Below are 25,100 nucleotides of genomic sequence, written 5' to 3'. Positions count from 1 at the left end.
ATTGCCGACACTGATCCGCCCGCCACCAGGCATCGTAGCTCTTGCAGCATCCCGCCCCGGGTGCGCCGCCAAGACACGTTGCCAGTGGGGGAACGAGGTTTTAGGTGTGGGACGAGTTTTTACGCGTCATGGAGTTCTGGATGCGCCGCTATGCCTTTCTGATCGTCGCCCTGCTTGTCTTTGCCGGCATGGCCGGCATTGTCACCGTGCGCGTCCTGTCCGGGACGGGGCAGGATCAGGGCCAGATGCGGCGGCCTGCCGTGCCGGTCGCGGCCTATGAAACCGCGCGCTTCGAGTTTGCCGATATCGTCGAGGCCCTCGGCACGGCGCGCTCGCGCGAGAGCGTCATCGTCTCGGCGCGGGTCTCCGATACGATTTCGCAGATCAATTTCGACTCCGGCCAGCAAGTCGAGGCCGGTGATATCCTGATCGAACTCACAGACACCGAGGAAGCTGCCGGGCTCAGCGAGGCCCGCACCACCTTGCGCGAGGCCAATCGTGACCTGACGCGGGTCAATGACCTGATCGCGCGCGGCGTTGTACCGCAGCAGCGCCAGGACGAGGCCCGCGCCGCGGTGGAACGCGCCCAGGCCCGCGTGGCATCGATCGAGGCGCAGCTCGCCGACCGGATCGTGCGGGCGCCGTTTTCCGGCGTCGTCGGCCTGCGCGAAGTCAGCCCCGGCGAACTGATCCGGCCGGGCGATCCGATCACCACGCTCGACGACATCAGCGCCATCCGGCTTGATTTCACCGTGCCCGAACGCTTCCTCGCCACGATCCGGCCCGGCATGGTGATCGAAGCGACGACCAATGCCTATCCGGACCAGGTTTTCCTCGGCACGATCGCCCAGGTCGACAGCCGGGTGGATCCGATCTCCCGCGTCGTGATCGTGCGCGCCGAAATCGACAATCCCGAAGGCCGCATCCTGCCCGGTCAGTTGATGGTGGTTGAAGTGCGCCGCGATGTCCGCAGCAGACCCGCCGTGCCGGGCTCGTCCGTCACACGGTATCTCGAGGAGAGCTTTGTCTATGTTCTCGAGACGCGCGATGGCACCACGACCGCCCACCGGCGCGATGTCGAGCTGGGCTTGCGCACCGGCAATCTCGTCGAGATCACCGCCGGGCTCGAAGCGGGCGAACTGATTATCGCCGAGGGTGTGCACCGGGTGCGCGACGGCATGACGGTGGAAATCACCGAACGCCGGACATACGGCCCCGGCAGCGGCCTGGCCGACAGCAACACCATGGTGACCCAGCCATGACGCTCTCCGATATCGCGGTCCGCCGCCCCGTCCTCGCCTTCGTCGCCAGCGCCCTGATCGTGGTATTCGGCATTCTCGGTCTGCGCGGCCTGCCGCTGCGTGAACTGCCCGATGTCGACCAGCCGGTCGTCTCGGTCTCGGCCAGCTATCCCGGTGCCAATGCCGAAGTGGTGGAGAACCGCGTCACACAGGTGATCGAGGACCAGCTGTCGGGCATTGACGGCGTGGAGACCATCACCTCCTCCTCGCGCGACAGCAATGCGCGCATTTCCATCACCTTCGCGCTCGACCGCAATATCGAGGCGGCGGCCAATGATGTCCGCGATGCGGTATCCCGCATCACCGACCGCCTGCCGCCGGATGTCGAGGAGATCGAGGTCCAGAAGCAGGACAGCGATGCCCGCCCCTTCATGTGGTACAGCCTGATGTCAGACCGCATGACGTCGGAGGAATTGTCCGACTATGCCGACCGCGTGATGGTTGACCGTTTCTCCGTCATCGATGGTGTCGCCCAGGTGCGTATCGGGGGCCAGCGTCGCTATGCGATGCGGGTCTGGCTCAATCCGCAGGCCATGGCCGCACGCGGCATCACCGTCACCGATATCGATGCGGCCCTGCGGGCCCAGAATGTTGAAGTGCCCGGCGGCTCGGTGGAAACCAATGATACCGAGATCGTGGTCCGGGTCGAACGCCTGTTCGGCGATCCGGAGAGTTTTGCGCGCCTGCCGATCCGGGCCGAGGCCAGCGGCCATGTCGTCCGGCTGGGCGAAATCGCCGATGTCGTGCTTGAGGCCGAGGAGCCGCGCACCCTGTTCCGGGGCAATGGCCAGAACATGATCGGGCTGGGCTTTGTCCGCCAGAGCCAGGCCAATTCCGTCGAGGTCGCCCGCCGGGTCACGGAGCAGGCCGAGCGGATCGCTCCGGGCCTGCCCGAAGGCATGCAACTGATCAAGGCATCCGACGACACGATCTTCATCGAGGAATCGATCCGGGAAGTCTGGCGCACCCTCGCTGTCGCCGCGACCCTCGTCGTGCTGGTGATCTATCTGTTCCTCGGAAGTTTTCGCGCCGCGATCATTCCGGCCGCGGTCGTGCCCGTCTGCCTGATCGGCGTTTTCTCTGTCCTGGCCTTTGCCGGTTTCTCGCTCAATATCCTCACCCTGCTGGCGCTGGTGCTGTCGATCGGCCTCGTCGTCGATGACTCCATCGTTGTGCTCGAAAATATCCAGCGCCGCATCGATCTTGGCGAAGGCCCGGCCCTGGCCGCCCTGCGCGGTGGCCGCCAAGTCTTCTTCGCCGTTGTCGCGACCACCGCCGTGCTGGTCGCGGTCTTCGTGCCGCTCGTCTTCCTGCCCGGCTTTATCGGCCGCATCTTCACCGAGCTCGCGCTGACCATCGCGACGGCCGTTGTGCTTTCGGCCTTTGTCGCGCTGACCCTGTCGCCGATGATGGCCTCGAAACTGCTGCGTCCGGCGCGCGAGGCCCGCGGCCTGGCCAAATGGGTCAATGATCTCGTCAACGCCCTGCGCACGAGCTATCGCAACAGTCTCGAGCTGACCATCCGCGCACCGCTCTTCGTCCTGCCCGTGCTGGCCATCGCGCTGGCCGGCTCCGGCGTCCTGCTCAATCGCCTGCCCTCCGAGCTGACACCGCCGGAAGACCGCGGCTCCTTCTTCGGCCGCTTCAGTGGCCCGGAAGGCGCGAGCTTCGACTATATGGCCGAACAGGCCGGCGCCGTCGAAGACGTGGTTCTGGACTATCTCGACAGCGGTGAATTGCGCCGCGCCCTCGTCATTTCGCCTGGCTGGGGTGGTTCCGGCTATAATTCCGGCATCGTCATCGGCACCATGGTCGACTGGGACGAGCGCCGTCCCGGCGGCGAGATCCTCGATGAAATCAATGGCCGCCTCGGTCAGCTGACCGGCGTGCAGGCCTTTGCCTCGATGCGTTCATCACTCGGCGGCGGCGGAGGCGGCGATGACATCCAGTTCGTGCTGCAGGGCCCCGAATACGAAGTGCTGGACGCGGAGGCCGAACGCCTTCTGGCAGCCATCGCGGCGGAGAATCCCAATCTGGTCAGGGCCCGCAAGGACTACCAGCCCAACAGCCCGCGCCTGATCGTCGATATCGACCGCGAACGCGCTGCCGCGCTCGACGTCTCCATCGCGGCCATCGGCCAGACCCTGCAGACCCATCTCGGCTCGCGCCGGGTCGGCCAGTTCATCGACCGCGGCGAAGCCTATAATGTGATCATGGAAAACCGGCGCGAGGACCGGTCCAGCGCCGAGGACCTTGAATCGCTGTACGTCTCCGGCCGTGGCGGTCAGTTGATCCCGCTCTCCAACCTCGTCTCCGTGCGCGAGCTGGGCGAAGCCTCCTCACGCAACCGCGTTGACCGGCAACGCTCGATCACCATCTCGGCCACCCTGGCCGATGGCTATACGCTGGGCGATGCCGTCACCTGGCTGGATGAATGGTCAGCCCGCGAGCTCGCGCCGGGCCTCTCGACCGGCTATCTCGGCGGCGCCAAGGAATTCCTCAATGCCAACACCGCCATGCTGTTCGCCTTCGGCATGGCGCTGCTGATCGTTTTCCTGGTGCTGGCGGCACAGTTCGAGAGCCTGATCCAGCCCCTGGTGATCATGCTGACCGTGCCTCTGGCCGTGGCCGGCGGATTGTTCGGGCTGGAACTGGTCGGCTCGAGCCTGAATATCTACTCGCAAATCGGTCTGGTGATCCTGATCGGCCTGGCCGCGAAGAACGGCATCCTGATCGTCGAATTCGCCAATCAGCTGCGCGAGGAAGGCCGCGATCTGCTCGAGGCGACCCTGGAAGCCTCGACGACGCGCTTCCGCCCGATCCTGATGACCGGCATCTCGACCGCCATCGGCGCCTTCCCGCTGGTGATCGCTTCGGGCCCCGGAGCCGAGAGCCGCATCACGATCGGTGTGGTGATCTTCACCGGCGTCTCGGTCGCCACCCTCTTCACCCTGTTCGTCGTCCCGATTGCCTATGCGACCCTGGGCCGTTTCACCAAGACCCCGAACTGGATGTCGCGGCAGCTTGAGGCCCAGGCCAAGGAAGCCGGTGTGGATGTCGCGACGGTGGCGGAGTAGGTCTGCCCCATCGGGACACGGAGCGAAGCGATCCCCCTCGCCCCCGGGTCCGCAATCTCATAACCTGCAATCATGAGATGGATCGCCCTCGCCCTTCTGGTCAGCCTCGCCGCCGCAATCTGGTGGTTTGACGCCCCATGGCCGACGCGCTCGGTGCATTGGGACCAGCGCTATGCGGCAGCGGCCGCCCGAGCCGATTGCGAGGAAGAACTCACACTGATCCGCGTCGGCATCGAAGCCGATTACCCGCCAGCCGCCACCGCCCTCGGCGAACTCGCGGAACGCAATGCCTGTGGCTATCGGACGGGGCAGTTCGATTATGAGGAAGAGGACGATTCCGGAGCGATGATTCACCGGAACAGGATCAAGTGGCTATCGGCTTTCTATGCCCAATCAAGCGAGCAGCTGCGGCATGATCTGAACAATGGATGGTTCCTTCGGACACGTATCATGGCTTGGATGGATAGCTACACGGACAGCCCCAATGGCAACCCTCACGCAGCGCTTCTGGACGTCGTCCAGGCCTGCAGCGATCAGCTTATGGCCTACGATGCTTCACCACATTGGGCCGCGCTTGAAGCCACACTGCGGGATGCACCGCTCGATCCGCACAGAACTTCTGCCGAGCACAACCGGCGTCGGCTGGTGTGCCGTGAAGTCCTGTACGCGGCCTCGCTCACACTCAGGGCAGCCAGTGATCAGTCGTTGCGCATCCGCGGCGTATTGATGCAGAGCCAGGCTGCCGATTGGGGCCAAACGCAGGCTATTGCCGAATGCCTCGACTTCATTCCTCCCCCGGCGGAAACCCTTCGCGATCCCCAGTTTGAACCCGCGCTGTATTGCCCCTCATTCGGATCACACCTTCCGGATTGGGTTGCATTGGGCTATCCAGCCGCGCGGACAGTCTGGCTCGACAGCCTCGAGCCCTATCATTGGACCGGCGAAGATGACGCCGATTTCTTGTCCGCCACACCGGTCTGGGTCGCGATTCACGCGACAATCGCCAACCATCCTGTCCGCGAAACCGCTCTGAGCCATCTTCCGCCGGAGTGCGAGCAGGTCGTGAACGAAGTGGCGGCACGGGTCGAACGGCTCCAGAACGCAGAATTACCCTCGGCAGGGCTCCAGTACGACGAGGGCATCCGGCAGGCATGGCACTGCGAACCGGAAACGCTGCGTGCCATGGCCCAGTTTGATGCCTACTACCCTGCGGAAAGCTTCCCCGCCGTTACCGAGCGGTGGGACTGGAAATTCGCCCCGGCGGGTGAGGACGCGGCAGCCGCCGCGCGATGACCCTGTTCAGGCCGCAACGCCGAACACCGCCCCGATTGCCGCTGTCACCGCCATCGCAACCGCGCCCCAGAAGGTCACGCGCACCGTCGCCTTGACGATATCCGCGCCGCCGATACGGGCGCTCATTCCGCCAAGCGCGGCCAGTGAGATGAGCGAGGCGATGGCGGTGGCCGGGATGGTCAGGCTGTGCGGCGCCAGCACGGCGACCAGCAGCGGCAGGGCCGCGCCGGTGGAGAAGGTGATCGCCGAGGTCACCGCGGCCTGGATCGGTTTGGCTGTGGTGATCGCGGAGATCGCCAACTCGTCGCGGGCATGGGCCTGCAAAGCATTTTTCGCCATCAATTGCACCGCGACCTGGTCGGCGAGCTCCTTGGTCAGTCCACGCGCCACATAGATGCCGGCGAGTTCCGCCTGTTCGCCGACCGGGTCATCGGCCAGTTCCTGGCGCTCGCGGGCGAGATTGGCCGCTTCGGCATCCGCCTGCGAGCTGACGGAGACATATTCACCCGCCGCCATCGACATCGCCCCGGCGACCAGTCCGGCCGTGCCGGCAACAAGGATCTCCGCCGGTCCGGCATTGGCCGCCGCGACACCAACGATCAGGCTGGCCGTGGAGACAATGCCGTCATTGGCACCGAGCACGCCGGCGCGCAGCCAGCCGATCCGCTCGACGCCATGATGTTCGGGATGGGTGAATTTCGAACGTTTCATGCGGCCAATATCCCTGTTGTGTGAAGGGACAAGCCTAGGCTGGCCCGCACGGCGCGGCAATCGCGACCGATTGCCACCGGCAGGGCAGGACCGGGTCCGCCCGCGCTGCACCGTCAAATCCCTTGCCGCCACAGGCGGCCCGCCATAACGTCCTGCAATGAGCGACGGAATTTCTCCCAAACCAACGGATCCACGCCTGCAGCCGCAGGCACTGGATGAAGCCTCTGCCCTCGCGCCGGACTTCTATTCCGGCGATGACTGGCTGGGCGTCGATCAGGCGGAGATTCTGGAGCCAGGCTGGCAGATCCTGTGCCCGGCATCGGCCGTGGCGGAGCCGGGCGATCATGTCGTGCGCACGCTCGGGCGTGTGCCGGTGCTGATTGTCCGCGCGGCGGATGGAGTGCTGAACGGCTTCGTCAATGTCTGCCGCCATCGCGCCGGCCCGCTCGCGACCTGTGACGGCAAGGGCGCCAAACGGCTGCGCTGCGCCTATCACGGCTGGACCTATGATCTGGACGGGCAATTGCGCACCGCGCCGGAAATGCAGGATGCGACCGATTTCGACCGCGACGGCATCGCCCTCGCCCGCATCGAACTGCGCGAATGGCAGGGCATGACCTTCGCGCGCGCCCGCGCTGGCGGTCCGGAATTTGACACCGTCATGGCCGGCATTGATGCCCTCACCGCGCCCTATGATCTGGCGGGCATGCGCCATCATCACAGCCGCATCTACAAGGTAGCCGCCAACTGGAAGACCTATGTCGACAATTACCTCGAGGGCTATCACCTGCCCTTCGTGCATCCCGGGCTGAGCGGGGTCGTCAGCTATCCGCAATACAAGACCGAGCTGGCCGATTTCTGGTCGCTGCAGCGCGCGCCGGTGAGCGATCCCAATGGCATTTATGCCGATGGTGAGGCGCTGTATTTCTTCATCTATCCCAACACCATGCTCAATATCCTGCCCGGCCGGATGCAGACCAATCGCGTCGTGCCCGACGGGCCGTCCCATTGCCGGATCGAATTCGATTTCTACTACGCGCCGGGCCTGGAAAGCATGGCAGACGCCGATGACGCCTTTTCCGACGAGATCCAGGAAGAGGACCGGCTGATCTGCGAGCGGGTCCAGCACGGGTTGAATAGCGGCGCCTACCAGCCCGGGCGCTTGTCGCCCAGCCAGGAGGCCGGCGTCTGGCATTGGCAGAATTTGCTGCGCGAGGCCTATGCCCGCGCCTCGGGGGGATAAGGGCATGGCTGAAGATTCAAACGGAAGGCCGCAGCATAATGCGATCGGTTTCTGGGGCTGCTGGTCGCTGACCGTCGGGGTGATGATCGGTTCGGGGATATTCATGCTGCCGGCCGTGATGGCGCCCTATGGCCTGATGGGCTTTGCCGGCTGGGCCCTGACGGCGGGCGGCTCGATCCTGCTGGCGCTGACGCTCGGCCGGCTGGCTGTGCGCACGACCCGGACGGGCGGGCCCTATGCCTATGCCCATGACGCGTTTGGCGATCTGCCGGGCTTTCTCGTCGTCTGGGGCTATTGGGCCTCCTACTGGATCGCCATCCCGGCCGTCGCGATTGCCTTCGTCGGCTATGTCACCGTCTTCGTCCCGGCACTCGGACAGGTCCCGATGGCCCAGGCCGGGGTCGCCCTGGTGCTGATCTGGAGCCTCGGCCTCGTCTCCCTGCGCGGTGCCTCGGAGGCGAGCCTGCTGCAGCTGGCCATGACCGTGCTCAAGCTTCTGCCCATCCTGCTGATCATCGGCCTCGGTGCCGTAGCCGGAGAGATTTCCCACCTGCCGGCGGTCAATCCATCGGGCGGCACCTTCATCGGCGTGCTCTCGACGACGGCCCTGCTGACGATGTGGGCCTTTGCCGGGCTTGAATCCGGGACGATTCCCGCCGGTGAGGTTCGCAATCCGGAAAAGACCATCCCGCGCGCCACCGTCATCGGCACCATCACCGTCGCGATTATCTATATCGGATCCACAGCCGCGGTGATGATGCTGGTTCCGACCGACCAGCTCGCGGCCTCCACATCGCCCTTTGCCGACGCCGCCCAACGCCTTGGCCCCTGGGGTGCGCCACTGATCTCCATCGGCGCCCTGATTGCGACCGCCGGCGCCCTGAACGGCATCATCTTCCTGTCCGGCCAATTGCCAATGGCAGTGGCGCTCGACCGGCTGGCACCCAGATTCCTGGCGACACCCAATGCCGGCGGTGCGCCAAAATGGTCGCTGCTGATCTCGCTCACCCTCGGTTCCCTGCTGCTGATCGCGAGCTATTCGCGCGGTCTGGTCGGCGCCTTCACCTTCCTGCTGATGATGAGCACGGTGACCTTGCTGGCGCCACTCTTGGTCAGCGCCCTGGCCGAGCTGCGCCACTCCTGGAAGTCGGCGCGGTCCTGGGCGATCATCGCCTTGCTCGCCGGGCTCTATTCCTGTTTCGCGATCTTTGGATCAGGCCTGGAAGTCCTGTTCTGGGGCATGGTACTGACCGTGGCCGGCCTGCCGGTCTATTTCCTCGGCCGCCAGCGCAAGACGGACGAAGTGTCGCCTTCCGCGCCAGCTGATTGACGTCTATCCAAGAGGCCTGACACTCCCGAGGGAGAGCCCATGCCGACGCAGAAAGCACCGACAGAGCCGATGGAAGGCCTGTGTTTTCGCACGCGCGGGCTGACCAAGACCTATGGCAAGGGCGCCGCCGAGGTGCAGGCCCTGCGCGGCGTCGATCTGGAATTGCCCGATGGCGAGCTGGTCGTGGTGCTCGGCGCCTCGGGCAGCGGCAAGTCGACCTTCCTCAACATTATCGGCGGTCTCGACAAGGCGACCAGCGGCGAGGTCTTCTTCCGTGGGCGCGATATCGGCCGTGCCAGCCGCCAGGCGCTGACCCAGTACCGGCGCCGCAATGTCGGCTTCGTGTTCCAGTTCTACAATCTCATGCCCTCCCTGACGGCCTGGGAGAATGTCGCGCTCGTGACCGAGATCGCCGACAATCCCCTCACCCCGGATGCGGCGCTGGATATGGTCGGGCTGAAGGAGCGGCAGAGCCATTTCCCGGCCCAGATGTCGGGCGGTGAACAGCAACGCGTCGCCATCGCCCGCGCCATCGCCAAACAACCCTCCGTCCTGCTCTGCGACGAACCGACCGGGGCGCTGGACTCCACGACGGGGTCGCGCGTGCTCGAAGCGCTGAAAACCGTCAATGACGAGCTCGGCGCCACCACGCTGATCATCACCCACAATGCCGGCGTCGCCGCCATGGCTCACCGGGTGGTGGTGTTCGGCGACGGCATGGTGCGCGAAGTGCGCATCAATCCCGATCCCAAACACCCCAGGGACATCACATGGTAGGCGGGGGCGGACTCTTGAGCTGGCTCTCCGTGCTTGATCGCAAGCTGTGGCGCGATCTGTGGGGGATGAAGACCCAGGCGCTGGCGATCGCCTTCGTCATCGCCGGCGGCGTCTCGGTGCAATTGCTCTCGACCGGCATGCTCAATTCGCTGCAGGAGACGCGGCGCGCCTATTATGAGCGCTATTTGCTGGCCGATATCTGGGCCCCGGTGGTGCGAGCCCCGCAGGCCCTGCTGAGCGATATTCGCGGCCTGGACGGCGTGCAGGCCGCCGAGACGCGCATCCGCGCCGGCGCCCTGTTCGACATGCCGGGCATGAGCGAGCCGGCCTCCGGCGAAATCCTCTCCCTGCCTGATACCGGCCTGCCCTCGGTCAACCAGCTCTATCTCACCCGCGGCCGCACCCCCGAGGTCGACCACAGCGATGAAGTGGTGGTGCTGGAAAGCTTTGCCACGGCGCATGAGCTGGAGATCGGCGATACGGTGTCCGCGACCATCCATGGCCATCGCGCTCACCTCGTCATCGTCGGCATCGGCCTCTCGCCCGAGCATGTCTACACCATCGCGCCAGGCGAGATCGTACCGGATGATCGCCTGTTCGGCGTGATGTGGATGGGGCGTCAGGCGCTGGCGCGTGCGGTCGACCAGGACGGGGCCTTCAACGAGGCCGTGGTGCGGCTGTCACACGGGGCCAGCGAGGCCGCGGTGATCGCCGAGCTCGACCTCCTGTTCGAACCCTATGGCGCCCCGGGCGCCTATGGCCGCGACGAGCAGATTTCCGATGTCTTCGTCTCCAGCGAGATCGACCAGCTGCGCACCATGGGCAATGTCCTGCCGCCCATCTTCCTGCTGGTGGCCGCCTTCCTGGTCAATATCGTCATCTCGCGCCTGATCGCCGTGCAGCGCGCCGGGATCGGCTTGCTCAAGGCCTTTGGCTATCGTGATGACGAGGTCGGCTGGCACTACATGAAACTGGTCGCCGTGATCGGCCTGGCCGGGCTCCTGATCGGCGGCGGGCTGGGCATCTGGCTCGGGCGCGAAATGGCGATCATGTATACGCAATACTATCGCTTCCCCTTCCTCGTCTTCAATGCCGATCCGCGCACCTATGCCATCGTCATTGCCATCACCGCGGTCGCGATTCTCGGCGGCGCCGCGATTGCCGTGCGCCGCGCCGCCAGCCTCAATCCGGCCGATGCGATGACCCAGCCACCGCCGCCGGATTATTCCAAGGCGGCCGGAATGGGCATTACCCGCTGGCACCGGATCGACCAGCAGACACGCATGATATTGCGTCAGATCATTCGCTGGCCCATCCGCGCCAGCCTCACCGTCGCCGGCGTCGCAGCCTCGGGCGCCTTGTTGATCGGGACGATGTTCTTCATCGACTCCATGAGCGTGATGATGGATGGTTTCTTCAATGTTTCCAATCGCTACGACGTGTCTGTCACGTTCGTTCAGCCGCGCTCGCGTGCCGCCTATCACAGCATTGAACGCCTGCCCGGCGTGCTCGCCGCCGAACCCTTCCGCGCGGTCTCGGCGCGGCTGCGGCATGGCAATCTGGAAGAGCGCGCGGCGCTGATGGGCAGCCCGGCCGACCCGGAATTGTCGCGCATGGTCGATGCGCAATACCGCACCGTCTCGCCGCCGCCGGGCGGGCTTGTCCTGTCGCAGGATCTGGCGACCAAGCTCGATATCGAGGCCGGCGAGATGCTGGAAATCCACATCGCCGAAGGCCGCCGTCCGGTGCTGCAGGTGCCGGTTTCGGCCGTCACCACGACGCTGATCGGCTCCGGTGCCCAGATGCGGATCGGCGATCTCAACGCCCTGCTCGGCGAGGGTGATGTGGTCTCCGGTGCCTATCTGATCGTTGATCCGGACCAGGTCGACACACTCTACAACACGCTCAAATCCGTGCCGCTGGTCGCCGGGACCGGGCTGCAGGCCCTGGCGGCGCAGAATCTCGATGATCTGATGCAGCAAAATCTGGGCACCGCGATCTGGATCTATACCGGTTTTGCCGGACTGATCGCGCTGGGTGTGATCTATAACAGCGTGCGCATTTCCTTCGCGGAGCGGCAGCGCGAGCTCGCCTCCCTGCGGGTGCTCGGTTTCACCGTTGCCGATGTCTCCTATATCCTGCTCGGCGAGGTGGCGTTTCTGACGCTGCTGGCCCTGCCGGTCGGGGCGGCGGCGGGTACGGGCATGGCCTGGTTTCTGGCGCAGGCGATGAGTTCGGAACTGTTCCGCCTGCCCTTCGTCATCAATGCCTCGACCTTCGGTCTCGCGGGTGCGCTGCTGGTCGGGATCACCATCGCCTCAAGCTTGCTGGTGCGCCACCAGATCGAACGGCTCGACATGGTCGCCGTGCTGAAAACAGGGGAGTAACGGGTTTTGAAAATCGCCGGCATCACACTCAATTTCCGCACCGTCTTCTGGGCCATCGCCGGGATCGGCCTCGTCGTGCTGCTCGCCCTCGCCTTCCGGCCACAACCGGTTCTGGTCGATCTGGCCGAGGTGAGCCGAGGCAGCCTGGCCGTCAGCGTCCGCGACGAGGCGCGCACCCGCGTGCGCGAAGTCTATGTCGTCTCGGCACCGCTGGGCGGGCGCCTGCTCAGGGTCAATCATGATGCCGGTGACAGCGTTGCAGCCGGCGATGTGCTGGCGACCATATTGCCCAGCGATCCGGCCCTGCTTGATGCGCGCTCCCAGACCGAGGCCCGCGCCGCCGTGCGCTCGGCCGAGGCCGCCCTCGCCTTCGCCAATGCCGAGGCCCAGCGCGCCGCCCTGGAATATGAGTATGCCCGCACCGAGGCCGAGCGTATCGAGACCCTGTTCGGCACCGGTGTTGCCTCCCAGGGCGCTGTCGACCGCGTCCGGCTGACCCGGCGCACGGCCTATGCCGGCCTCAATACCGCGCGCGCCAATGTCGCCCGCGTCGAGGCCGAGCTGGAAGCGGCACAGGCGCGCCTGCTCCAGCCCGGCGAGGACGGCGCCAATGGCGGGCTGGTCGAGATCCATGCACCGATCAGCGGCCGCCTGCTGCAGGTGTTGCAGGAAAGCGAAAGCATTGTCGTGCCCGGCACGCCGATCCTGGAAATGGGCGATCCGGCCGATCTGGAGATCGTCGTCGAATTCCTCTCCACCGATGCGGTGCAGATCCATGAAGGCGATGCTGCCGAGATCACCGCCTGGGGTGGCAGCGGCACGCTGCGCGGCCGCGTGCGCCGGATCGAGCCCTATGGCTTCATCAAGGTCTCGGCACTGGGCGTCGAGGAACAACGCGTCAATGTCATCATCGACCTGCTCGACGAGCCCGCACAATGGGCCGCGCTGGGCCATGGCTATCGCGTCGAGGCGGCGGTGACGATCTGGCAGCAGGATGATGTCGTCCAACTGCCCGTCGCCGCCCTGTTCCGCTCCGAGGGTCAATGGGCCGTCTACCGGGTCGAGGACGGCCGGGCCGCGCTGACACCGGTGGAGATCGGCCAGGAGAATGGCCGCATGGCGCAAATCCTCTCCGGCCTCGAAGCCGGCGACAGGATCGTGATGTATCCCGGCCCGCAAATCCGCGACGGGATCGCCGTCAGGCAACGCGACGCCGCGCTCTAGGATCTGATCATGCGCACCTTCGAGGAAATCTTCGCCATCGCCGCCGATCGCAAGGGCGGATCCGACGCACTGGAAGCCCTGCTGTCGAAACCACTGCCGGCGGAGGAGCTCGCCGCCATACCCGATGATCGCTGGCTGTCGATGATGGCGAAATGCCTGTTCCAGGCCGGTTTCCACTGGAAGGTGATCGAGGCGAAATGGCCCGGTTTCGAGACCGCCTTCGAGGGTTTTGATCCCCCGCGCGTAGCGTTTTACGGCGATGAGGAGGTGGACCGGCTGCTCTCCGACAAGGCCATTGTCCGCAATGGCGCCAAGATCATGGCCGTGATCGAAAATGCCCGCTTCCTCACCGATCTCGCCGCCGAGCATGGCAGCGCCGCCAAATTCTTCGCCGACTGGCCGGCGGATGATTTCATCGGCCTGATGGATGTGCTCGCCAGGCGCGGCTCACGGCTGGGCGGGGCCACCGGCCAACGCGTGATGCGCTGGATGGGCAAGGAGAGCTTCATCCTCTCCAAGGACGTCAGCGCCCGCCTGATCGCCGAGGGCGTCGTGGCCAAACCGCCGACCTCGAAGCGCGATCTCGCGGCGGTGCAGGCGGCCTTCAATAGCTGGAAGGACCAGTCCGGGCGATCCTTGACGGAGATCAGCCGGGTCTTGTCGATGAGTGTGGGGAGTTAGAATTCGATATTCTGGACGGTGACTTGGCTGAATACATTGGCAAAGCGCCCGGTTCTCATTTACCAGTTTTGTGACTTGGCGGGCACCCGATCATGCCCCTGAGAGCCGAAGTTGAACCAGGAGCCATCATGACCCTGTCCGGAAAATCCCGCCTGTGCACCGCGGCCCTCTCGCTTGCCACCTCAGCGCTCGCGAGCATGACGTTCAGCGCCGCAGCTCAGGCCGAGGATACCTATATCTGGGTCAGCCAGAGCTTGCCGCCGCTCAAGGCGGTCGCCGCGCTGGATTTCCCGGAACACCCGCTTTGCCGCATCACGCTGGATCAACCCGGTCACCCGGACCACGACACCGTGTGGCTCGGATGGTTCGACGGCACCGATTGCGTGGTTGAAAACGTGCCCAGCGCCGCTCAGCGTGAGCGGGAATTTCTGGTACCGGCGCCCGGCCATCTCCCGTATTGGATCCCCCTGCTCGCCGAGAGTCTCACCGCCGTGCCATCCGAAGCACTGGTCGGCGGTCAACGTGATGGCGAGGATCTGGTGATTTGCAGCCAGGATGGCGCCACGGGGTCGATCGATTGGGGACGAGACCCTGCCGGTGAAACGCCGGGCATCACCCGGTGTGCCGCCGCGCCGCCGTGGGAAGAAGAGGCAGCGGGCCCCATCTACATTCTGACCGACATCATCATCCCGATTCCCGACTAGATGGCGCGCCGGGTATAGCTATTGCGATGCCTTCACCCCGAACCACCCCGGCGGCAATCAGCCGATTTACAAGCTCGTTGGCACGATCGTCTCGATTTACGACCAGGCCGCGGCTGCCGATGCGGATGGGAACGGCCTAGCTGGCCATGCGCGCCTTTTCCTCAGGACGGAGCGTCAGCACCGAAACACCGGTCGCTGTCACGGCGACGGTGTGCTCGAACTGTGCCGATAGCGATCCATCCTTCGTCACCACTGTCCAGCCGTCGGGCTCGGTCCGCACATAACGCCGACCATGATTGAGCATGGGCTCAATCGTGAAAACCATACCCTCGCGCAAGACAAGCCCGGTCCCGGGTTTGCCGAAATGGAGGACTTGCGGCTCCTCATGCATTTCCCGGCCAATGCCGTGACCGCAATATTCGCGCACCACGGAGTAGCCATTGCGCTTGGCATGGCGCTCGATTGCCCATCCGATATCGCCCAGATGCGCGCCCGGACGCACCGCGCCGATCCCCTTCCACATCGCGTCATGGGTGGTCTTGACGAGCCGGCGGGCGGCCGGTTTCACCGCGCCAACGAGATAGGTCTTGCTGGAATCCGCGATAAAACCGTTCTTCTCCAACGTAATGTCGAAATTGACGATATCGCCCTCGCGCAGCACATCCGATTTCGAAGGTACGCCGTGGCAGACCACATGGTTTACCGAGGAATTCAGCACGAATTGAAAGCCATATTGCCCCAGGCTGGCGGGCCGCGCCTCAAGGTCGTGGACGATATAATCCTCGACCAGTTCGTCGACCTGCAGGGTGGACATGCCCGTCAGAGCGGTTCGGTCCAGCAGCCCGAAGACTGACGCCAGCAAGCGGCCGGACTGCGCCATCAAGGCCAGCTCCTCAGACGTTTTGGTCATGCGGCGTTCTCGGTCAACGAGTGCGGCTCAACACCGGCGGCCTCCATTTCGCGCTTGATGATCTCGGCGAAGCCAAGCGTCGGACTCGCCTCGCACAGCATGCCGATCTTGATCCAGTAGGCGGCCTGCGCATTGATCGAACGGCACGACACCTTGCTCGCCCTGCGCAGCTGATCGTGCAAATCATCATCAATATTCACGATACCCATCGTGGCCTCCATGATTTATATATGCACCATATACATATCATATGGCGAAATGCCAAGGCGCTTCAGTGCAGGCGCTGCCAGCGCACTGGCGAACCGCGCAACGATGATGCCCCCGGCGAGGACGCGGCGGTTCTCGTATCAGCAAGCGCAGCGCGGGACTCCGCTCCGGTGCCTGAACTTGCTATAGCAAGGCCAAACCATACCGGACCCGCCCATGCCCCGCTTCACTGTCGCCGCCCTGTATAAATTCACCCCGCTCGACGGGCTCGATGCGCTGCAGGCCAAGCTCAAACAGGTCGGCGAAGCCAATGCGATCACCGGCACGATCCTGCTCGCCTCCGAAGGCATCAACGGCACGATCGCCGGCCCCGCCGACGGGATCGCTGCCATGCTCGACGCGATCCGCTCCCTGCCCGGCTGCGGCGATCTCGAGCACAAGGAGAGCTGGGCCGATGAACAGCCCTTCCTGCGGCTGAAAGTGCGGCTCAAGCGCGAAATCGTGACCATGGGCATTCCCGGCGTCGACCCGAATGCGATGGTCGGCTCCTATGTCGATCCGGAGGAATGGAATGAGCTGATCACCGCTCCCGATGTCGTCACGATCGACACCCGCAATGATTACGAAGTGCGGATCGGCCAGTTCGAGGGCGCGGTCAATCCGGAGACGATGAGCTTTCGCGAATTTCCCGGCTGGTTCCGGCAATTCCGTCAGGGCCGGCCCAATGCCCGTGTCGCAATGTATTGCACCGGTGGCATCCGCTGCGAGAAAGCCACTTCCTTCGTGAAGGCCGAGGGGATCGATGAAGTCTTCCATCTCAAGGGCGGCATTCTGAAATATCTCGAGACCGTGCCCGCCGAAGAAAGCCTGTGGCGCGGCGAGTGCTTCGTGTTCGACCGCCGCGTTGCCGTGGTGCACGGTCTGGAACAGGGCACGCACACGCTCTGCCATGCCTGCCGCGAGCCGCTGGCGCCGGAGGATCTGCGTTCCGACAAATTCGTGCCCGGCGTCTCCTGCCCGCATTGCCATGACCGGTTTTCCGAGGCTGACCGCGCCCGCTTCGCCGAACGGCATCGCCAAGCGCAACTGGCGGCCCGGCGCGGGGAGAAACATCTCGGCCGCGTCTATGATGATGAGACGAGCGAAAGCGAGGCCGGGTGAGCGCCGCCCTGCCCGTCCTCTACTCCTTCCGCCGCTGCCCCTATGCGATGCGGGCAAGGCTGGCGCTCGCCGCCAGCGAGACTCCAGTCGAACACCGCGAAGTCCTGCTGCGCGACAAGCCGGCCGAAATGCTCGCCGCCTCGCCCAAGGGCACGGTGCCGGTGCTGGTCCTGCCCGACGGAACAGTGATCGAGGAAAGCCTCGACATCATGCGCTGGGCGCTGGCGCGCAATGATCCGCGCGGCTGGCTGGCGCCGGGCGATGCCATGTTCGAACTGGTGGCGGTCAATGACGGGCCGTTCAAGCAGGCGCTGGATCGCTATAAATACCCGAACCGCTATGAGGGCGAGGACGCGCTGGAAAACCGTGCCCGCGGACTGGAAATTCTCACCGGGCTCGAGACGCGTCTGGCTGGCTCCGCCTTCCTGTGTGGCGAGACGATGAGCCTGGCCGATGCGGCAATCTTCCCCTTCGTGCGCCAGTTCGCCCATACCGACCGCGACTGGTTGGCCGCCCAGGCCCTGCCGCATCTCCAGGCCTGGCTCGCGGAACATCTCGACTCGCCGGTCTTCAAGGCGATCATGCACAAACACCCGGTCTGGCAGGCCGCCCCCGCACAAGACGGACCATCGTTAACGGGTGCTCCATCATAAGGCGCGCAATTTGAGGCCAATCAGGATTCGCCCGGCATCAGCACGGGCGGCCCACAGCATCAGGAGATTTTCCGTGCAACGCATCTGGATACCGCTCGCCCTCGCCGCCTGCGCCGCCATGCCGGCCCAGGCCCAGCATTGGGGCTATGAAGGCCATGAAGGCCCCGCGCACTGGCAGGAGATGAACCCGGACTGGGCGGTCTGCGCTGTCGGCCAGCAACAATCACCGATCGATCTGACCGATGCCGTGAATGCCGGGCTGAGCGAACCGGCCATCGACTGGGCCGAGGAGACGGCCGGCGTCGTGGTCGATAATGGCCATACCGTCCAGGTCAATGTCGAGAATGCCGGCGGTATCACGCTGGATGGCACCGCCTACCGATTGCTGCAATTCCACTTCCACGCCGCCAGTGAACACACGGTCAATGGCCGCCACGCGCCGATGGAAGTTCATTTCGTACACCAGTCCGACGCCGGCGATCTCGCCGTGATCGGCGTGATGGTCGAGCGCGGCGATGCGCTGGCGACCCTCGGCTCGATCTGGGCCGCCATGCCCGCCGACAGCCATGCCTCACCGGGCATTGCCGCGCGCATCCACCTCAATGACTTCCTGCCCGCCGATCGCGAGGCCTTCCGCTACCAGGGTTCCCTGACCACCCCGCCCTGCAGCGAGATTGTCTCCTGGACGGTCTTCACTGCGCCGGTCTCGGCAACGCCGGAACAGATCGACACGTTCGAAAGCCGTCATCCGGACAGCTTCCGACCGGTGCAGCCGCTCAATCGCCGCTTTGTGCTCGTCTCCGGCGAATAGACCCACGCTATCACCGCCAGAAAGGCCCCGGGTGATCGCCCGGGGCCTTTTTCGTGCCGCTCTGTTCGCCCGACGACAGAATGCGGATCCCGATTTTCGCTGGTGGAACTGGCTGGTCAGGGTGTGTAGACATTGAGCACCCGTCTCACCGGTCCGGAGATCGAATAATGACCACGCCCAATTTGCCGCTTCAGGGCACCTGTCGCTGCGGCGATGTCGCGGTTGAGCTGACAGCGCCGCCACTGATGACCGCCGCCTGCCATTGCACCGGGTGCCAGAAGATGAGCGCCAGCGCCTTTTCACTGACGGCAATGGTGCCGCCGTACGGGTTTGCCGTCACCCGGGGCGAAACCCGGCGTGGGGGGCTCGGCGAGGGTCAGCTCGACCACCAATTCTGTCCGCGCTGCATGACCTGGGTTTTCACCCGCATCGCCGGACTGGACTATTTCGTCAGTGTGCGCCCGACGATGTTCGAGGACACCTCCTGGTTCTCACCCTTCATCGAAACCATGACGCAGGACAGGCTCGCCTGGGCAACGACCCCGGCACGCCACAGCTTTGAAGCCTTCCCGGCCATGGAGGATATCCCGGCCCTGATGGCCGAATTCGCCGAGAGCGCCTGACGCGCCGTTCGATCAATGCGGCTCGCCGGGCCGGTAGCCACCCTCACGGTTCGAGAGATCGAGCGTGCGCCATTGCTCGGCCGCAAACAGCGGCGCCTGGTCGGCATAGTGCGGCGAGCTCTCGTCGAGCGTCGCCGAGCCGTACTGGTGGATCGCCTCGGCGCGCTGTGTGCCATCGGCTAGCCATTCGACCAGCATGATCGAGGTATCGCCGGCGGCGGCCACGAGCTGGCCGTCCTCATTGAGGTCGTGCGAGCCGGCATAGATGGCGCGCAGGACGTCCGGCCCGCCGCCGATCGGGATATTGACGTCACCGCGCACCAGCCGGTTGACCTCGCCCCATTCCGGGTCGAGCTGGTTGTGATGCATCATCAGCTCGGCCGCAGCCTCGCGCAGCGCCGCGACCGGGTCCATCAGCCAGGGATCATTGGTGTGCAGATTGCCGATACAGCGCACCGCGACGAGCACGCCGAGCGCGGCCTCCCGATTGGCGGTATCGGTTGAGAGGTCCCAGCGCCGCAGCACGGATTGCGCCTCGGCCAGTCCCGGGTCACCGCTGAAATCCTCGCCCAGCAATTCCGTGACAAGACGCGCTACCGGTGACTGACCAGAATAGGTCTTGTCGAACTTGATCTCCAGCAGATCCTCGCGGCTGATCCGGCCCTGGGCGCGCAAGAGTTCCAGACCGCGCCAGGCCCGGTTGGAATAGCGCGGCTGGATGCCGAAGGTCGGCGAATAACCGGCCGCATCGATATTGTCGGCCAGCTCGGTCGCGTCAAACGGCATCTGGTTGGCCGAGAGCAGCCAGCCGCTCGCCGGATCGGTATAGATCGGCATGGCGGTGAGCGGCAGATACTCGTCCCAGATCAGTTCCGACCGATCGCCGGGCAGGTATTGCAGCCAGTCATAGCCTTCCTCGCGGACCGGCATGCGGGCATTGTAGACGTAAGCGATATGCCCCTCACGGTCGGCATAGACGGCGTTGAGCGAGGAGATGGCATTGATCTCCATCGCCGCCATCCAGCTGTCGAAATCAGTCGCGCGGTTCATCGCATACCATTGCTCGACCTGACCCACCTGATCCATGCCGGAATAGCGGATGGCGTAATCGCCATGATCTGTACGCACGACGGGGCCGTGGCGTGACCACCACATATCCCGCGTCACCGTCCAGCGGATCGGTCCGAAGATACCGACCGTCAGGCGCGCGGTGCCATGCTCGAGTTCCAGCCACTCCCCATCGAGAAGATAGCGATCACCGTCTGTTTCGAGCACATAGATGTCCGACAGGTCCGGCTTGTTGACCGTATGGGCCCAGGCGAGATCAGGATTGAATCCGTGCAGGATCAGCGGCGCGCCGGGGAAGGTCGCGCCGGTCATGTTCCAGCCATCCTCGGAATGCAGCCGTGCCTCATACCAGGCCACAGGCCCTTCAAACGGCTGGTGCGAATTGATCAAAAGCCGCGTCGCGCCGTCAGCCGAACGCTCCGGCGCAATCGCGAAGGCATTCGAGCCAAGGGGAAGGCGCTCGGCCTCGATCAGCTGGAAAGCCGTCTCGCTGGAGCCCATCGAGACGGTGCGTTGCCGGGCATCCTCGAACAATTCGGCAAGGTCGGCGTCGAGCCCGTACATGAAGGGCGTGCGCAGGACGAAGCCCGCGACGATGTCCTGCCCGCGAACCGGCATTTCGGCCGACCAGATTTGCCTTGGATGTTCGGCGGCATACAGGTTGAGCCCGTCGGCATAGGCCTCGACAAGCGCCCGCGTCGCCGGGGACAGATCGCTGTCATAGCGCGCCTCGACCAGTTCACGGATGCGCAGAAGCTGGACGATGTAATCCGTCGGCGCGGCATCCTGACCGGCATAGCGCGCCAGCCGTCCGCGTGCGGCCACCAGGGTGGTCTGCAAGGTCGCCCAGTCATCCTCGGCCTGGGCATAGCCAAGACCGAAGGCGGTGTCGGGATCGGTGACGCCATAGATCTGCGGCACGCCAAACTCGTCGCGCACGATGCGCACAGAATAGGTCTCCGCGACCTCAATGGCCTGGCGCGTAAACGCCTGCAGCTTGAGATATTGCGACCCCATATTGACCATCGTCGCGGCGACGACCAACACGATGACGGTCACGACAATCCGTCCCCAGAACTTCGACAGCTTCATGAGATTTCCCCTTTGCCGGCAAGTCTAGCCCAGCGCGGCGCGGCCGCAAGCGCGCAAAAAGGGGCGCCCCGCAGGACGCCCCTTCTCATGCCTGAAAGGCCTGCGCCTACTCCCAGAAATAGGGCTGGCGCTCACGATCACCGGTGACGGTCTCATTCATGGTCTCGGCATCATAGAGACGGCCATTGAGCATCACGAAGTCGATCTCGTCGGTATTGCCGATATCATCGAGCGGATTGGCGCGCAGGACCACCAGGTCAGCGAGCTTGCCGACCTCGAGCGAGCCAATATCGGCCTCAAAGCCGAGATGACGGGCCGGCATTACCGTCGCGGCCTGCAGGGCCTCGAGCGGCGACCAGCCACCGCGCACCAGCGACCACATTTCCCAATGCGATGCGAGGCCCTCTTCCTGGCCGTGACCACCGATCACGACATCGACGCCGCGCTGCAGCAGAAGGTGCGAGACCCGGCCATTATCGTCATCAACGAAATCGCTCTCCGGCGCCGTGGTGCGGCGAACCGAGCTCGCCTGCAGGATGCTCGGCGGCACATGCTGCGACAGGATCGGGTGCAGCCAGACATCCGTCGCCTGTCGCCAATAGGGATCGCCGGCGAGACCGCCATAGGAAACCACCAGGGTGGGTGAATAGGCGACCTGGGTCTGGGCGTAGAGGCTCAGCACGTCCTCATAGATCATCGAGACCGGAAGATTATGCTCCAGGGACGAATTGCCGTCGGTGATCAGCGACATGTCCATATGGTAATTGGAACCGCCCTCCGGCACGACCAGGAGGCCGGCCTCCATCGATGCCGCAACAACCTGTTGGCGCTGGTCACGACGCGGCTGGTTGTAGTTCTTGATCGAGTGCGCACCCTGCGCCGCGAGGCGGAAGACGTGCTGCTCGGCATCATCCAGGCTGTTGATCTCGGCATAGACCGATGGCGCACGGGCGCCATAGACGATCTCGCCGCTGGAATAGATGCGCGGGGCCAGGAGGCGGCCGGCGCGCTGGTATTCGCTGGCCGAGAAGATCTGGCTGGCGCGGCTCGACGGATTGTGGGTCGTGGTCACGCCGAAGGCGAGATGGGCAATCTCCGACCAGTTCTGTTCGGGAATGATATCGTCCGTGCCCTGCGGGCCGTGAGCATGGGAATCGATGAAGCCCGGCGTGATGGTATGCCCGGCAACATCAACCACGCGCGCACCTTCCGGCACCTCGATATCGGCGCCGACAGCGGTGATGCGATTGCCATCGATCAGGATCGTGCCGTTTTCGATAACGCCGCCATCATCATCGGCCATGGTGATGATACGCGCGCCGACCAGGGCCGTAATGCCCGAGGGTTCATCGGCAGTGACGGTCATGGACAGGTTCACGCCTTCGCTCGGCGGGGTATAGCCCTCGCCCGCCCCGGCATTCGGATCGGGACGGAAATCCTCCATCCGGGCCGAATAGAACACCGGCCCCATGGTCCAGTTGACCTGCTGGCCGCCATCACTCCAGTGGAAATAGGTTCCACCATTGCCCGACAGCTCGACCGTCGGCAGGGCACCCGTGGTGCGGCTTTCGCCGACCGATTGCGGGCCCGGCAGGAGCGGGCTGACGAAGACATCATAATTCTGGCGGTAGGCGACATGATCGCCAGCCGGCGAGACTTCAAATTCCGTCACCAGTTCACCGGTGGCGTGGGTGCGTTCATTGGCACCGTTCAGGTCCATTGAGACCAGCGAGGCACCGTCACCGCCGCGCGTCACGAAGACACGGTCATTGCGATTGCCGAATTGCGGATTTTCACCGCTCTCCGTCACCAGCGACATGGCACCGCCACGGGCCGGGACAGTGTAGATGCCCGGCGCTTCGGACCATTCCGGTGCGGTGAGGTAACCGCCCTCGCCCTTTTCAAACACGATGGTATTGCCATCGGGCGAGAAGCGCGGCCGGCGGTAATGCCCCGGCTCGGAGGTCACCACGGTCTCGCGACCGCCGCGCGCCGAAATCGTGCGGATCGAACCCAGCGCCTGATCATCCCAGGTCGCAAAGACAATGGTGCGGCCATCGGCCGACCAGCTCGGGAAGAGCTCGCGGCGATCGCCATTATTATTGGTCAGACGGCGCGGTTCGGCATCGCCGGCCGCGCTGCGAACCCAGAGCTGGCCGAGGCTTTCGAACACGATCTGGCTGCCATCGGGTGACGCCGTGGCAAAGCGCGGCATGCGGGTTTCGAACGTCGCCGGCGCCACTTCGATCCGGGGCCGCGGAGGTTCGACAATATTGCGGGTGTCATTGACCGAGAACGGGATGTCGGTGACCGTTCCACTGGCCAGGTCAACGCGATGGATCTGGCCACCGGCCCAGTAGACGATCGACTGGCTGTCGGGCATCCAGTCCATGTTCGGATACATGCCCGTGACGCCCCAGGTCTCCTGCATGTCCTGGTCGAGATTATCGACCAGACGGCGTTCCTCGCCGCTGTTCAGGTCCTTGATATAGAGGGTCGACTGGATGCGCTCGCGGCGCACGAAGGCCATGTAGCGCCCGTCCGGCGATGGCGTCGGGCGCACGGCGCCGCCGGCCCCGGAGACAGCGGTCGAGGTTTCGCCGGTCTCGAGGTCATAGCGCAGGATGTCGAAGAGGTCGCCGTTGGAATCCTGGGCATAGATGAAGCTGTTACCCGGGGTCACATTCATCGTGTAATAGACATAGCGTCCATCGGGCGAGAACATCGGCTCGCCGAGTTCTTTCTGGAAATTCTCATTGGGGCGCTCGACCAGCTGCACGCCGTCGCCGCCAAGCACGTGGTACATCCAGATTTCGCCCACGCCGGCCGAACGGCCCGTGGTGTAGTGTTTGCGTGCCGCGACATAGCGGCCATTGGGGTGCCAGGTCGGATTGTTGAGGAGGCGGAAGCTCTCATCGGTCAGCGCGGCCGCGTTCGAGCCGTCGGCATCCATGATCCAGATATTGTCACCGCCCCCGCGATCAGACGTGAAGGCAATGCGGCTGCCATCGGGCGAAAAGCGTGGCTGGATTTCCCAGGGCATGCCCGAGGCGATATTCGTCGCTTCGCCGCCGGTGACCGGAATGGTGTAGATATCACCGAGCAGGTCGAAGGCGATGGTCTGCCCGTCGGGGCTGACATCAAGGCTCATCCAGGTGCCTTCGGTGACATTGAGTGGCACCTCGTGCATGTCGAGACCGGGATTGGCGACATCCCATGGCGCGTCGGCTTCGGCCGCCTCGGCGTCCTGCCAGGCAAGGCCCGGCGACGTGCACAGAATGGTCGATGCGGCAAGCGTGAGCATGAAACGGGTCATTTTACCCCCCAAAGAATCCAAAGATTGCGTGGAGAGTAGAGCCGCCGCGTCGAAGCAGCAAACTAACCGTTCTGTAACACAGGCCGCAGCGGCCAGTGGTGATCCGCCTAGTGGGAACCACCCATACGGCCGAGACGGACCTGGTAGTCCACCGCCAGCGCGTATTCCGGATCATCATCGGCATCGACCATCAGCTGGCCGGCCTTGGTCAGGAGCTGGTGACAATCATGGCTGAGATGGCGCAATTCAAGCTGTTTGCCGGCCGCGTCATACTTGGCCGCCAGATCCTCGATTGCCTGCAATGCCGACTGATCGACAATGCGCGACTCGTTGAAGTCGATGATCACGCGTGATGGATCGCCGGCAATGTCGAACAGCTCGACAAATCCGGTGGCCGACCCGAAGAAGAGCGGCCCTTCGACCTTGTAGACCTTGGCACCGTTCTCGTTGATCTCGGTGCGGGCATGGATGCGCGAAGCGGCGTTCCAGGCGTAGAACAGCGCCGAGACAATGACGCCGACGATCACGGCC

20 protein-coding genes are annotated in these 25,100 nt (G+C 64.5%); 14 read left to right on the top strand and 6 right to left on the bottom strand.

Annotated features, from left to right (window positions below):
• Positions 1-140 precede the first annotated feature (140 nt).
• The 3 genes from ACN0YF_RS05935 to ACN0YF_RS05925 all read left to right on the top strand — a co-directional run bounded on the left by ACN0YF_RS05935 (position 141) and on the right by ACN0YF_RS05925 (position 5,671).
• Entirely contained in the window at positions 141-1,262 is a 1,122-nt protein-coding gene (locus ACN0YF_RS05935; RefSeq protein WP_417493688.1) for an efflux RND transporter periplasmic adaptor subunit, read from the top strand.
• On the top strand, positions 1,259-4,378 hold the full coding sequence (locus ACN0YF_RS05930) for an efflux RND transporter permease subunit (protein WP_417482079.1): 3,120 nt from the start codon (positions 1,259-1,261) through the stop codon (positions 4,376-4,378). Before ACN0YF_RS05935 ends, ACN0YF_RS05930 begins: the two co-directional genes overlap by 4 nt.
• A gap of 72 nt (positions 4,379-4,450) precedes the next feature.
• Positions 4,451-5,671, top strand: coding sequence for a hypothetical protein (locus ACN0YF_RS05925; protein WP_417493698.1), 1,221 nt, complete (start codon positions 4,451-4,453; stop codon positions 5,669-5,671).
• A gap of 6 nt (positions 5,672-5,677) precedes the next feature.
• On the opposite strand, the gene ACN0YF_RS05920 is transcribed toward ACN0YF_RS05925, so the two are convergent.
• Positions 5,678-6,382: a VIT1/CCC1 transporter family protein gene (locus tag ACN0YF_RS05920; RefSeq protein WP_417493687.1), complete on the bottom strand. Its 705-nt coding sequence runs from the start codon at positions 6,380-6,382 to the stop codon at positions 5,678-5,680.
• Between the two features lie 157 nt (positions 6,383-6,539).
• Between ACN0YF_RS05920 and ACN0YF_RS05915 the strand changes: the two genes are divergently transcribed.
• The 7 genes from ACN0YF_RS05915 to ACN0YF_RS05885 all read left to right on the top strand — a co-directional run bounded on the left by ACN0YF_RS05915 (position 6,540) and on the right by ACN0YF_RS05885 (position 14,728).
• Positions 6,540-7,625 (top strand): aromatic ring-hydroxylating oxygenase subunit alpha, encoded by a 1,086-nt coding sequence (locus ACN0YF_RS05915; protein WP_417493686.1) that lies wholly within the window; start codon positions 6,540-6,542, stop codon positions 7,623-7,625.
• Between the two features lie 4 nt (positions 7,626-7,629).
• Positions 7,630-8,955 (top strand): APC family permease, encoded by a 1,326-nt coding sequence (locus ACN0YF_RS05910; protein WP_417493685.1) that lies wholly within the window; start codon positions 7,630-7,632, stop codon positions 8,953-8,955.
• A 39-nt stretch (positions 8,956-8,994) separates the two neighbouring features.
• The gene (locus ACN0YF_RS05905; protein ID WP_417493684.1) at positions 8,995-9,732 is read left to right on the top strand and encodes an ABC transporter ATP-binding protein; all 738 of its coding nucleotides are present in this window, start codon (positions 8,995-8,997) and stop codon (positions 9,730-9,732) included.
• A gap of 14 nt (positions 9,733-9,746) precedes the next feature.
• Entirely contained in the window at positions 9,747-12,119 is a 2,373-nt protein-coding gene (locus tag ACN0YF_RS05900; protein WP_417493683.1) for an ABC transporter permease, read from the top strand.
• Positions 12,120-12,125: 6 nt separating this feature from the next.
• On the top strand, positions 12,126-13,343 hold the full coding sequence (locus ACN0YF_RS05895) for an efflux RND transporter periplasmic adaptor subunit (RefSeq protein WP_417493682.1): 1,218 nt from the start codon (positions 12,126-12,128) through the stop codon (positions 13,341-13,343).
• Positions 13,344-13,352: 9 nt separating this feature from the next.
• Positions 13,353-14,024: a DNA-3-methyladenine glycosylase I gene (locus ACN0YF_RS05890; protein ID WP_417493681.1), complete on the top strand. Its 672-nt coding sequence runs from the start codon at positions 13,353-13,355 to the stop codon at positions 14,022-14,024.
• A gap of 128 nt (positions 14,025-14,152) precedes the next feature.
• Positions 14,153-14,728, top strand: a complete 576-nt coding sequence (locus ACN0YF_RS05885) for a hypothetical protein (protein WP_417493680.1) — start codon at positions 14,153-14,155, stop codon at positions 14,726-14,728.
• Positions 14,729-14,864: 136 nt separating this feature from the next.
• On the opposite strand, the gene map is transcribed toward ACN0YF_RS05885, so the two are convergent.
• Entirely contained in the window at positions 14,865-15,638 is a 774-nt protein-coding gene (gene map / locus ACN0YF_RS05880; RefSeq protein ID WP_417493679.1) for a type I methionyl aminopeptidase, read from the bottom strand.
• Positions 15,635-15,847 carry a ParD-like family protein gene (locus ACN0YF_RS05875; protein ID WP_417493678.1) on the bottom strand — a complete coding sequence of 71 codons (213 nt, stop codon included), beginning with the start codon at positions 15,845-15,847 and terminating at the stop codon, positions 15,635-15,637. The genes map and ACN0YF_RS05875 overlap by 4 nt, the downstream gene beginning before the upstream one ends.
• A gap of 214 nt (positions 15,848-16,061) precedes the next feature.
• On the opposite strand from ACN0YF_RS05875, the gene ACN0YF_RS05870 reads away from it, so the two are divergent.
• From ACN0YF_RS05870 to ACN0YF_RS05855, 4 genes are all read left to right on the top strand, one after another.
• Entirely contained in the window at positions 16,062-17,006 is a 945-nt protein-coding gene (locus tag ACN0YF_RS05870; RefSeq protein WP_417493677.1) for a rhodanese-related sulfurtransferase, read from the top strand.
• Positions 17,003-17,659, top strand: a complete 657-nt coding sequence (locus ACN0YF_RS05865) for a glutathione S-transferase (protein WP_417493676.1) — start codon at positions 17,003-17,005, stop codon at positions 17,657-17,659. The genes ACN0YF_RS05870 and ACN0YF_RS05865 overlap by 4 nt, the downstream gene beginning before the upstream one ends.
• A gap of 73 nt (positions 17,660-17,732) precedes the next feature.
• On the top strand, positions 17,733-18,470 hold the full coding sequence (locus ACN0YF_RS05860) for a carbonic anhydrase (protein ID WP_417493675.1): 738 nt from the start codon (positions 17,733-17,735) through the stop codon (positions 18,468-18,470).
• 167 nt (positions 18,471-18,637) lie between these two features.
• Complete coding sequence (locus ACN0YF_RS05855; RefSeq protein ID WP_417493674.1) at positions 18,638-19,093, top strand: GFA family protein; 456 nt, start codon at positions 18,638-18,640, stop codon at positions 19,091-19,093.
• 12 nt (positions 19,094-19,105) lie between these two features.
• Here ACN0YF_RS05855 and ACN0YF_RS05850 read toward each other — a convergent pair whose 3' ends face one another.
• From ACN0YF_RS05850 to ACN0YF_RS05840, 3 genes are all read right to left on the bottom strand, one after another.
• Entirely contained in the window at positions 19,106-21,253 is a 2,148-nt protein-coding gene (locus ACN0YF_RS05850; RefSeq protein WP_417493673.1) for an acylase, read from the bottom strand.
• Positions 21,254-21,359: 106 nt separating this feature from the next.
• The gene (locus ACN0YF_RS05845) at positions 21,360-24,569 is read right to left on the bottom strand and encodes an amidohydrolase family protein (RefSeq protein ID WP_417493672.1); all 3,210 of its coding nucleotides are present in this window, start codon (positions 24,567-24,569) and stop codon (positions 21,360-21,362) included.
• 107 nt (positions 24,570-24,676) lie between these two features.
• Positions 24,677-25,100 (bottom strand): STAS domain-containing protein (locus ACN0YF_RS05840; RefSeq protein ID WP_417493671.1); only part of this gene is annotated, 424 nt, incomplete at its 5' end.

Source organism: Maricaulis sp. (genome assembly GCF_048270265.1).
GTDB lineage: Bacteria > Pseudomonadota > Alphaproteobacteria > Caulobacterales > Maricaulaceae > Maricaulis.
Note: the sequence above shows the minus strand (reverse complement) of the source record. Positions and strands in the feature narration are given on the sequence as shown.

Coding starts and splice junctions, on each gene's coding strand:
- ACN0YF_RS05920 (WP_417493687.1), bottom strand. CDS start 6,382: ATGAAACGTTCGAAATTCACCCATCCCGAACATCATGGCGTCGAGCGG.
- ACN0YF_RS05925 (WP_417493698.1), top strand. CDS start 4,451: ATGAGATGGATCGCCCTCGCCCTTCTGGTCAGCCTCGCCGCCGCAATC.
- ACN0YF_RS05905 (WP_417493684.1), top strand. CDS start 8,995: ATGCCGACGCAGAAAGCACCGACAGAGCCGATGGAAGGCCTGTGTTTT.
- ACN0YF_RS05915 (WP_417493686.1), top strand. CDS start 6,540: ATGAGCGACGGAATTTCTCCCAAACCAACGGATCCACGCCTGCAGCCG.
- ACN0YF_RS05885 (WP_417493680.1), top strand. CDS start 14,153: ATGACCCTGTCCGGAAAATCCCGCCTGTGCACCGCGGCCCTCTCGCTT.
- ACN0YF_RS05935 (WP_417493688.1), top strand. CDS start 141: ATGCGCCGCTATGCCTTTCTGATCGTCGCCCTGCTTGTCTTTGCCGGC.
- ACN0YF_RS05870 (WP_417493677.1), top strand. CDS start 16,062: ATGCCCCGCTTCACTGTCGCCGCCCTGTATAAATTCACCCCGCTCGAC.
- ACN0YF_RS05875 (WP_417493678.1), bottom strand. CDS start 15,847: ATGGGTATCGTGAATATTGATGATGATTTGCACGATCAGCTGCGCAGG.
- ACN0YF_RS05850 (WP_417493673.1), bottom strand. CDS start 21,253: ATGAAGCTGTCGAAGTTCTGGGGACGGATTGTCGTGACCGTCATCGTG.
- ACN0YF_RS05910 (WP_417493685.1), top strand. CDS start 7,630: ATGGCTGAAGATTCAAACGGAAGGCCGCAGCATAATGCGATCGGTTTC.
- map (WP_417493679.1), bottom strand. CDS start 15,638: ATGACCAAAACGTCTGAGGAGCTGGCCTTGATGGCGCAGTCCGGCCGC.
- ACN0YF_RS05845 (WP_417493672.1), bottom strand. CDS start 24,569: ATGACCCGTTTCATGCTCACGCTTGCCGCATCGACCATTCTGTGCACG.
- ACN0YF_RS05855 (WP_417493674.1), top strand. CDS start 18,638: ATGACCACGCCCAATTTGCCGCTTCAGGGCACCTGTCGCTGCGGCGAT.
- ACN0YF_RS05890 (WP_417493681.1), top strand. CDS start 13,353: ATGCGCACCTTCGAGGAAATCTTCGCCATCGCCGCCGATCGCAAGGGC.
- ACN0YF_RS05930 (WP_417482079.1), top strand. CDS start 1,259: ATGACGCTCTCCGATATCGCGGTCCGCCGCCCCGTCCTCGCCTTCGTC.